A 7256-nucleotide genomic window follows, 5' to 3' on the forward strand; every position below is an offset into this window, starting at 1 on the left:
CCCGCCGCGCCCCGCGTTGAAAGCGTCGGTTTCGTCATCGTCCGGTCGTCTGCGCAGGCTACAACAGGCCCAGCGGGGGACGCAGGGCAGGGCAAATTAACTCCAGTCTAAAGTCCCGCCCAGTGCGGCCGATACAGGTGCGTCATTCCCTCTGGAGCGCGCCATGTCGTCCGTCCCCCGCCGAGGCGGGTCCCTCCCCACCTGGCGCGCGCTCGCGCGCGGCAAGTCGGCGCTGCAGCGGTTGAGCGTAGCGCAGAAATTGAAGGCCAGCCTGGTCGCCTGTGCGATCGGCCTGCTGGCGGTCGCAGCGGTATATGCGTGGACGCGTTACAACAGCGAGCATGCCGCAGACACCTTCGCACGCCACCAGCAGGCGACGAGTCTGGTGGCAGCGCTGGGTACCCGGGTTGCCGAGGCACGGCGACTGCAGACCAGCTATGCCACCCGTTTCGATGATGCCGACCGCCAGGCCCTGGAGCAGGCGCGTGCGGGGCTGCAGGGGTCGCTGCAGGCGCTGCAGCGCGCAGCAACCTCGGCTGGCAGCAGCGTGGCACTGCAGTCCCTGTCCGAACGCATCGGTGGTTTTGCCGAAGGGATAACCGCGCTGAACGCGCGGGTGGACGAGATGGGCCGCGGCGAGACCGGGCTGCGCGCGCAGCTGGAGGCGGCCGCCACCCGCATGGATGCAGCCCTGGCCGACACTGCGCGGCCTGCGCTGGAGGCGCAATGGCAGGCGATCCGACGCCAGGAGGCGCTGCTTCTGCTGAGCGGCGATTCGGCGCATACCGATCGTGCCAGTGAAGCCAAACTGCCATTCGAGCTCGCCCTGTCGGCGGCCGGCCTGTCCGGCGCCACCCAGGACGCGCTGCGTGCCGCGATGGACGACTACCAGGGGGCGCTGCTGGCCTACACCGCCGCACGTGTCGGGCTGGACGTGGAGGCGCAGTCGCTGGCCGATACCGCCGAGCAGATCGCGCCCGCGCTGGCGCAGCTGGACCACGCGCAGGCAGCCGCACTGGACGCCGCGCGCGCCCAGCTGCAGCGCCAGGCGCGCGGCATGACCCTGGTTTTCGTGGTCACCCTGCTGATGGTCGCCGCGCTGCTGATCGCGACGCTGTTGCTGACCCTGCGGGCACTGAACCGACCGCTCGCCGACACCCTGCGGTTCGCGGAGGACATCGCCGACGACCGTCTCGAGACCCTGCTTCCGGTGTACAACCCGCACGACGAATTCGGCCAGCTGGCGCAACGGCTGGTGCACATGCAGGACCGGCTGCGCGCGCGGATCGAGTCCGAACGCGCAGCCGCACGCGACAACACCCGGGCACGCCAGGCGCTGGACAGCGCCCAGACCGGATTGATGGTGCTCGAGCCCGACGCCAGCATCGGCTTCCTCAACCAGGCCTTGTGCACCACCCTGGGCACTGCGGTGGAAGCATGGCGCGGGCGACCGGCGCAGGAGCTGCACCCGGTCTTCGCCGAGACCGCCGCGCAGCTGTCCAGCGGCCGTGCCAGTACGCGCGAGATTGAACACGACGGCGTTCGCTACCAGCTTGCCTTCAACCCGATCCTGGATGACGGCCAGCTGCTGGGCGTGGCCGTGGAATGGCGCAGTCGCGCGTTGGAAACCACGGTGGAAACCGAAGTGGCGGCGCTGGTTGACGCGGCCGCGCAAGGCGAGCTGGGCGCCCGCATCGCGGTGCACGACAAGCACGGCTTCGTGCGCACCCTGGCGATGAGCATCAACCGCCTGCTGGACACCTTCGAGGGCAACCTGGTCGAGCTGCAGGGGCTGTTGTCCGCATTGGCGCGCGGCGACCTGCGCGTGCGCATGCAGGGCGACTTCCAGGGCGTGTTCGCCCAGCTTCGCGACGACGCCAACGCCAGTGTCCAGCAGCTGACCGACATCGTGGCCCGCATCCAGCATGCATCGGTGGCGATCAACGGCGCCGCCGGCGAAATCGTGGCCGGAAGTCGCGACCTCGCCGAGCGCACCGAGCAGCAGGCCGCGCACCTGGAAGAAACCGCTTCGTCCATGGAAGAGCTGACGGCTACGGTGCGCCAGAATGCCGACTCCGCGCAGCAGGCCAACCGCCTGGCCGTGGATGCGGCGGGCATCGCCGCCCAAGGGGGCGCGTCGGTCGCGCAGGTGATATCCACGATGCACGAGATTGCCGCGTCGTCGCGGCGCATCGCCGACATCACCGGCGTGATCGACGGCATCGCGTTCCAGACCAGCATCCTGGCCCTCAATGCAGCAGTGGAAGCTGCCCGCGCCGGCGAACAGGGCCGCAGCTTCGCCGTGGTGGCGGGCGAAGTGCGCCTGCTGGCCCAGCGCAGCGCCGACGCCGCACGCCAGATCAAGGGCCTGATCGAAGCATCGGTGGAACGCGTCAGCGCCGGCACCCACCAGGTGGACCAGGCCGGTGCCACCATGGCCCGCATCGTGGGCAGCGTGGAGCAGGTGACGCAGATCACCGCCAGCATCTCCGCAGCGTCGCAGCAGCAGAGCGTGGGCATCGAACAGGTCGGCAGGACCCTGCTGCAGATGGACGGCAGCACCCAGCAGAATGCGGCCATGGTGGAGGAGGCCTCGGCGTCGGCGCAGGCGATGCAGCGCCAGGCCGGGCTGTTGTCGGCAGCGGTGGCGGCCTTCGAGCTGTCGCGCAGCAGCGGGCGTCGCCCGGCCAGGATCGCGTAGCGCCGGGGCCGGCCGGCGGGTGCGCATTTCCTGCACGCGCCCGGCGCTATCCTCGTGCGCATGAAAAAGCCCACCCGCATCGTCCAGCCAGGCGCTTTCGTCCGTGTTCGCGGCGCCCGCGAGCACAACCTCAGGAACGTCGACGTGGACATCCCGCGCGACGCGCTGGTGGTGTTCTGCGGCATTTCCGGTTCAGGGAAATCGTCGCTTGCCTTCGGCACCTTGTACGCCGAAGCGCAGCGCCGCTACCTGGAATCCCTGTCGCCGTATGCGCGCCGCCTGATCGACCAGGTCGGCGTGCCGGACGTGGATGCCATCGAAGGCCTGCCGCCGGCGGTGGCCCTGCAGCAGCAGCGCGGCACCGCCAGCGTGCGTTCCAGCGTGGGCAGCGTGACCACGCTGTCCAGCCTGCTGCGCATGCTGTACTCGCGCGCCGGCACCTACCCGGCCAGGCAGCCGATGCTGTACGCCGAGGATTTCTCGCCGAACACCCCGCAGGGGGCCTGCCCGAACTGCCACGGCCTCGGCCATGTGTATGAAGTCACCGAGCAGTCGATGGTGCCCGATCCCTCGCTGAGCATCCGCGAACGCGCCATTGCCGCGTGGCCGCCGGCCTGGCATGGGCAGAACCAGCGCGACATCCTGGTGACGCTGGGCTATGACGTCGACATTCCCTGGCGCGACCTGCCGAAGAAGCAGCGCGACTGGATCCTGTTCACCGAAGAGCAGCCGGTGGTTCCGGTCTACCCCGGATTCACCCCCGCCGAAACCCGCGCTGCGGTGCGCCGCAAGGAGGAGCCCGCTTACATGGGCACCTTCAGCGGTGCGCGCCGCTACGTGCTGCATACCTTTGCCACCACCCAGAGCGCGATGATGAAGAAGCGCGTGGCGCGCTACATGGTCGGCACGGTGTGCCCGGTCTGCGATGGCAAGCGACTCAAACGTGCGTCGTTGTCGGTCACCTTCGCGGGCATGGACATCGGCGCGCTCTCGCAGCTGTCGTTGGCGGCCATGGCCGACGTGCTGCGACCGGCCGCGGAGGGTCGCTTCGATGCGCCCGCCCGCGGCGCCGCACGCAGCCGTGCCGCGGGCCGCAGGGCCGAGCAGCAGCGCGTGGCCAAGGGCGGGCTGCTGCACGGCGGCAGCAGCGACGTGCGCCGTACCCCGGACCTGTCCGAGGAGAAGCGCATTGCTGCCCAACGCATCGCCCATGACCTGGTGGAGCGCATCGGTACGCTGGAGGCGCTGGGCCTGGGATACCTGTCGATGGACCGCGCCACCCCCACGCTGTCACCGGGGGAGCTGCAGCGGCTGCGCCTGGCCACGCAGATCCGCTCAAGCCTGTTCGGCGTGGTCTATGTGCTGGACGAACCCACCGCCGGGCTGCACCCGGCCGACGGCGAAGCGCTGTACCAGGCGCTGGACCAGCTGAAGGCCGGCGGCAACACGCTGTTCGTGGTGGAACACGACCTGGGCATGCTGCGCCGGGCCGACTGGCTGGTGGATGTCGGTCCGGGTGCCGGCCAGCACGGCGGGCAGGTGCTGTACAGCGGCCCGCCGCAGGGATTGCGCGCAATCACGGCCTCGGCCACGGCGCCCTACCTGTTCGGCAGCCATGACCGTGCCACGCGCAGCCCGCGCACGCCCGCCGGCTGGCTGGAACTGCGCGGCATCCACCGCAACAACCTGCATGGGCTGGATGCGCGCTTCCCTCTGGGCGCGTTCTGCGCAGTGACCGGCGTCTCCGGCTCGGGCAAGTCCAGCCTGGTCAGCCAGGCACTGGTGGAACTGGTCGGCGAGCACCTTGGCCATGAGCCGGACGTCCCGGACAGCGACGATGAGCTGCCGCGGCCGAGCCGGATCGAACGCACGCGTGGCCGGCTGCACGCGGGACACACCCGGATCACGCGACTGGTCAACGTGGACCAGAAGCCGATCGGGCGCACGCCGCGTTCGAACCTGGCCACCTATACCGGCTTGTTCGACCACGTGCGCAAACTGTTTGCCGGCACGCGCATGGCCAAGGCGCGTCGCTACAGCGCCAGCCGCTTTTCCTTCAACGTCGCCCAGGGACGCTGCGAAACCTGCGAAGGCGAGGGCTTCGTGCACGTGGAGCTGCTGTTCATGCCCAGTGTGTACGCGCCATGCCCGACCTGCCACGGCCAGCGCTACAACGCCAAAACGCTGGAGGTGGAATGGAGCGGCCGCAACATCGCGCAGGTGCTGGCGATGACGGTGGAGGAAGCGCTGACGTTCTTCGCCGATGAAGCGGTGGTGCAGCGGCCGCTGCAGCTGCTGCGCGACATCGGCCTGGGCTACCTGCGGCTGGGGCAGCCGGCCACCGAGCTGTCGGGCGGCGAAGCGCAGCGCATCAAGCTGGCCACCGAACTGCAGCGCAGCCAGCACGGCACCACCCTGTACGTGCTGGATGAACCGACCACCGGCCTGCACCCGGCCGACGTGGACAAGCTGATGGCGCAGCTGCACGGGCTGGTCGATGCCGGGAACACGGTGGTGGTGGTCGAGCACGACCTGCGCGTGGCGGCCGATGCGGACTGGGTGATCGACGTCGGCCCGGGCGCCGGCGAGCAGGGTGGGCAGATCGTGGCCGAAGGAACGCCAGCGCAGGTAAGCCGGTCGAAAGCCGGCAGGACAGCGGCCTACCTGCGGCGGTTTTTCGCCTGAGTGGGCATCCGTACCCACCAGCGGTGGGCACCTACCGCGTAGTCGCCGGCGCCGCGACGGTAGGTACCGACCGTGGGTCGGTACTTCCCACCCACCGTTCGACCTCCCCGTCTGCGAAGGGCCCCAGCTTCTGCTTGACGATCTTCCCGTCCGCACCCACCAGCACCGTGTATGGCAGCAGGCCCTGGGCGTTGCCCAAGCGCACGCTGGCGTCATCCGGCGCAGGCTGCTCGATGACGATAGGGTAGGTCACCGGCACGCGATCCAGGAAGTCGCGTACGCCCTCCGGCGTGTCAATGGCCAATCCCACCACCTGCACGCCATCACTGGGCTGTGCCGCCGCGAATGCCGCCAGCATCGGCATCTCTTCAACGCAGGGCCCGCACCAGCTGGCCCACACGTTGATCAGCAACGGGCGGCCCGCGAAGCCGGCGAAATCCACCGGCGTGCCATCCACGTCCGGCAGGATGATCGCCGGCATCGCATCGCCCGGTCTGGCCGGCACCGCGGCAGCGCGGTCCACGGCGGCAAAGCGCGTCGTCTCCGGCGCGCGTGTGAAGTAATACGCGCCCGTCCCCATGCCCAGCACCGCAGCGACCGCCGCCACAACCATCAGCGAGGTGCGGGGCGGCGACGTGCTCATCGCGCGGTGCGCAGCAGCGCTTCCTCGACCAGCGCCTGGGTCAGCACGGTCGGCAGCACGGTGGGCGGCGCGCCCGGGCCATACACCACGTACAGCGGCACGCCCACCGCCTTGTGCTCGTCCAGGAACGCCGTGATTTCCTCATCGACGTTGGTGTAATCGCCGCGCATGTACACCGCGTTGGTACGACGCAGCGTTTCCTCGAAGGCATGGGTTCCGAGCACCGCGCGCTCGTTGGCCTTGCAGGTCACGCACCAGTCGGCGGTCATGTTGACGAACACCACGCGGTTGTCCTGGCGCAGGCGGTCGAGCATCTGCGGCGAGTAGGCGACCACGTTGTCGGCGCTGGCCACTGCCACCTTGCCCGGCGCTTCGATGCGGGTCACCGCCCACACCGGTACCAGCGCACCCAGCAGCAGCACCAGGGCCAATGCCGCGCTGACCCGGTGGCTGCGCCAGCGGCTGCGCTCGAACCACCACAGCGCCAGGCCCACCACCACCAGCCCGGCGAGCACCAGCGCCATCGCGTCCACGCCGCGCTGCTTGCCCAGCACCCACAGCAGCCACAGGGCGGTGCCGTACATCGGGAACGCCAGCACCTGCTTCAGCGTTTCCATCCAGGCACCCGGTCGCGGCAGGCGACTGGCCAGCGACGGCACGAAGCCGATCAACAGGAACGGCAGCGCCAAGCCCAGGCCCAGCACCAGGAACACCAGCATCGCCGGCAGCGCAGGCGCGGTGAACGCATAGGCCAACGGCGCGCCCATGAACGGTGCCACGCACGGACTGGCCACCACGCAGGCGAGCACGCCGGTGAAGAAATCGCCGACCGGCCCGCTGCGCGAGGCCAGCGACTGGCCCACGCCGCCCAAGCTGCCGCCCAGGGTGAACACACCCGACAGGCTCAGGCCGACGGTGAACATCAGGTACACCAGCGCGGCGATGAACCACGGGTGCTGCAGCTGGAACCCCCACCCGGCGGCCTGGCCGGCCGCACGCAGCGCCAGCACCAGCGCACCGATCGCCGCAAAAGCCACCAGCACGCCGGCGGTGTACCAGAGGGCATGGCTGCGCGCACGCTGCCGGCTTTCCCCGCTCTGTGCCACGCCCAGCACCTTCAGCGACAGGATCGGCAGCACGCACGGCATCAGGTTGAGCACCAGGCCGCCGGCCAGCGCCAGCAGCAGCGCCGCGACCAGGGTGGTCGGCGCCGCGCCGCTGCTGCCC

The 7256-nt window shown here is 69.9% G+C and carries 4 protein-coding genes; 2 read left to right on the top strand and 2 right to left on the bottom strand.

The window, feature by feature from the left end; genetic code table 11:
- Window positions 1-163 precede the first annotated feature (163 nt).
- Both RWO33_RS10245 and RWO33_RS10250 read left to right on the top strand, forming a co-directional pair.
- Entirely contained in the window at window positions 164-2701 is a 2538-nt protein-coding gene (locus tag RWO33_RS10245) for a methyl-accepting chemotaxis protein (protein ID WP_314104736.1), read from the top strand.
- 60 nt (window positions 2702-2761) lie between these two features.
- On the top strand, window positions 2762-5386 hold the full coding sequence (locus tag RWO33_RS10250; protein WP_314104737.1) for an excinuclease ABC subunit UvrA: 2625 nt from the start codon (window positions 2762-2764) through the stop codon (window positions 5384-5386).
- A 31-nt stretch (window positions 5387-5417) separates the two neighbouring features.
- Here RWO33_RS10250 and RWO33_RS10255 read toward each other — a convergent pair whose 3' ends face one another.
- Both RWO33_RS10255 and RWO33_RS10260 read right to left on the bottom strand, forming a co-directional pair.
- On the bottom strand, window positions 5418-6029 hold the full coding sequence (locus RWO33_RS10255; RefSeq protein WP_314104738.1) for a TlpA disulfide reductase family protein: 612 nt from the start codon (window positions 6027-6029) through the stop codon (window positions 5418-5420).
- A partial coding sequence (locus tag RWO33_RS10260; RefSeq protein WP_314104739.1) for a thioredoxin family protein occupies window positions 6026-7256 on the bottom strand: 1231 nt, incomplete at its 5' end. The genes RWO33_RS10255 and RWO33_RS10260, both read right to left, overlap by 4 nt.

It is taken from the genome of uncultured Stenotrophomonas sp. (assembly GCF_963519925.1).
Taxonomy (GTDB): domain Bacteria; phylum Pseudomonadota; class Gammaproteobacteria; order Xanthomonadales; family Xanthomonadaceae; genus Stenotrophomonas; species Stenotrophomonas maltophilia_AE.